A 2,544-nucleotide genomic window follows, 5' to 3' on the forward strand; every position below is an offset into this window, starting at 1 on the left:
CGGGCGGCAGGCGTGTGGGCCGCAGCACCACGGTGATCTGCCCGTTCACTTCGATGGTGGCGCGGGCCACTTCGTGGGCATGCAGGCAGCCACCGGCGCGCAGGGCGGCGGCCAGGTCGCTGGGCGAAATGCGCTCGCTCTGCATCAGGGCCTCGTCCACCTTGCCGTCCTGAACCAGCACGCGCGGGCGTCCGTCGATCAGGCGCTCCAGCCGGCGAAAACGAAAAGTGAGGTGCGACAGCGCCACATGGCAAAACAGCAGGGTGCTGGCCGAGATGAGCCCGCCCACCAGCGAGTTGTCGCCCGCGTTCATCGAGTTCTGCACGGCGTTGGACAGGATCAGCAGCAGCACCAGGTCGAACGGCGCGTACTGGCCCGTTTGCCGCTTGCCGGTCAGGCGCAGGAAGACCAGCAGGAACAGATAGACAATCACGCCGCGCAGCACGAACTCCCACCACGGCACACTGGTTTGCCACATGAAAAACTCCTTGATCGGGTAGGGGAGAATACGCACAACCGGCCGCCCGTGCTGCACGCGGTGCCCGGTGCAGGCCGCTGCGGCACCACCGCCACAGCCAGCGCCGCAAAACCGTGCGGCAGGCCGCCGCCGCAGATGCGGCCGGTTGCCCTCACAGAAAGGCAGATTTCGATGCAACGCCGTCATTTTCACCAAGCCAGCACCGCCATGCTGCTGTGCGCCGCCTGGCAGCAGGCCTGGGCGTTGTCGCTGGGCGAGCTCTCCAACGCCGATGCGGCCAGTGGCCTCAAGGCCGCGCTGGCGCAGGGCGTGCAGGCCGCGGTGGCGCAACTGGGCCGTCCGGATGGATTCCTGGGCAACCCCAAGGTGCGCATCGGCCTTCCGGGTTATCTGGACGATGCCGCCAAGGTCATGAAATCGATGGGCCAGGGCCGGCGCATCGACGAGCTGATCACCTCCATCAACCGCGCCGCCGAAGCCGCCGTGCCCCTGGGCAAGGACCTGCTGGTGGCCGCCGTGCGAAACATGAGCGTGACGGACGCCAAGAACATCCTCACCGGCGGCGACAACTCGGTCACCGCCTTCTTCGCCGAGAAGACGCGCAGCCCCCTGGGCCAGCGCTTCCTGCCCGTGGTGAACCAGGCCACCGAGAAGGTGGGCTTGACCCAGAAATACAACGCCTTCGCCGGCAAGGCTGCCAGTTTTGGCCTGCTCAAGGCCGAAGACGCCAACTTGGCGCAGTACGTGACGGGGCGCACGCTCGATGGCCTTTATCTGGTGATTGGCGAGGAAGAGCGCCAGATCCGCCGCGACCCCGCGGGCGCCGGCAGCGCCATCGTGAAGAAGGTGTTTGGCTCCCTGCATTGAGGACGCACGCTTGAAGACGACCGACCCCTGCCCCTGCGGCCGCTTGACCGGCACCGGCGCCCCCTCGGCCAAGAGCGTGGCGCGCACCTATGCCGACTGCTGCGGCCGCTACCTCGACGCGTTCGATTCCATTCCGGCGCCCGACGCCGAAAGCCTCATGCGCTCGCGCTATACCGCCTTTGTGTGCGAGCGCGCCGACTACCTGCAGGCCACCTGGCACGCCAGCACCCGTCCGCAGGCGCTCGATTTCGATGCCGGCGCGAAGTGGCTGGGGCTGGAAGTGCGCAGCCACCGCGCAGAAGGCGATCGCGCGCAGGTGGAGTTCGTGGCCCGCTACCGCCTGGGCGGGCGCGCCGTGCGCCTGCATGAACGCAGCCGCTTCGTGCGCGAGAACGGGCGCTGGTTCTATGTCGATGGCGACAGCCTGTAAGGCCTGGCCGGGTGCGGGCGAAGGCCGGGCACGCAGGCGCAGGGCGGGGTGCGGCGCCGCAGTCCGTGCAGCCCGGCGGTGCCCCGCGGCGCAATCCGCCCACCAGAATTTCAATTAAATCACCCTCTTGCGCTTATGTACTGGGCACTGAAAGCTATGAAATTTGAAGCAATCCTGTTCGACTGCGACGGTGTCCTGGTCGACAGCGAACCCATCACCAACGGCGTGCTGTGCACCATGCTCAACGAGGCCGGCTGGCCCATCACGCCCGAAGAGTGCATGCGGGTTTTCATCGGCAAGACGGTGCGCAGCGAAGCCGCGCGCATCGAAGCCCACACGGGCCGCCCGCTCACCGATGCCTGGATGGCCGAGTTCTACGCCCGCCGCAACCAGCGGCTCGAAGCCGAACTGGTGGCCATCGACGGAGCGGTGGCGGCCGTACAGGCCGTGCATGCCGCACTGGACGGCCGCATTGCGTGCGCGTCGGGGGCCGACCGCCTCAAGGTCGAGATGCAGTTGGCCAAGGTGGGCCTGGCGCCCTATTTCGAGGGGTTCGTCTTCAGCGGGCACGAAATGCCTGCCACCAAGCCAGCGCCTGATGTGTACCTGGCCGCCGCCGCCGCCCTGGGCGTGGCACCCGAGCGCTGCCTGGTGGTGGAAGACACCGTGACCGGTGTTGCCGCAGGCGTGGCTGCGGGAGCCACGGTGGTGGGCTACAGCCCCTCGCCGCTGGGCCACGGCTCGCCGCAGGCGCTGCGTGGCGCCGGGG

Annotated in this window: 4 protein-coding genes; 3 read left to right on the forward strand and 1 reads right to left on the reverse strand. The window is 68.1% G+C overall.

The features are described from left to right. The coding region (locus ACDELDRAFT_RS21225; RefSeq protein ID WP_005800294.1) for a DUF421 domain-containing protein at positions 1 to 478 on the reverse strand (478 nt) is incomplete at its 3' end. Between the two features lie 171 nt (positions 479 to 649). Here ACDELDRAFT_RS21225 and ACDELDRAFT_RS21230 point away from each other — a divergent pair. The 3 genes from ACDELDRAFT_RS21230 to ACDELDRAFT_RS21240 all read left to right on the forward strand — a co-directional run. Further along, positions 650 to 1,345: a DUF4197 domain-containing protein gene (locus ACDELDRAFT_RS21230; RefSeq protein ID WP_005800295.1), complete on the forward strand. Its 696-nt coding sequence runs from the start codon at positions 650 to 652 to the stop codon at positions 1,343 to 1,345. Between the two features lie 10 nt (positions 1,346 to 1,355). Continuing rightward, positions 1,356 to 1,775 (forward strand): YchJ family protein, encoded by a 420-nt coding sequence (locus ACDELDRAFT_RS21235; RefSeq protein WP_005800297.1) that lies wholly within the window; start codon positions 1,356 to 1,358, stop codon positions 1,773 to 1,775. Between the two features lie 156 nt (positions 1,776 to 1,931). Beyond that, positions 1,932 to 2,544, forward strand: a 613-nt coding sequence (locus tag ACDELDRAFT_RS21240) for an HAD family hydrolase (protein WP_040330366.1), incomplete at its 3' end; no start/stop codon positions are given.

It is taken from the genome of Acidovorax delafieldii 2AN, from assembly GCF_000175235.1.
GTDB lineage: Bacteria > Pseudomonadota > Gammaproteobacteria > Burkholderiales > Burkholderiaceae_C > Acidovorax > Acidovorax delafieldii_B.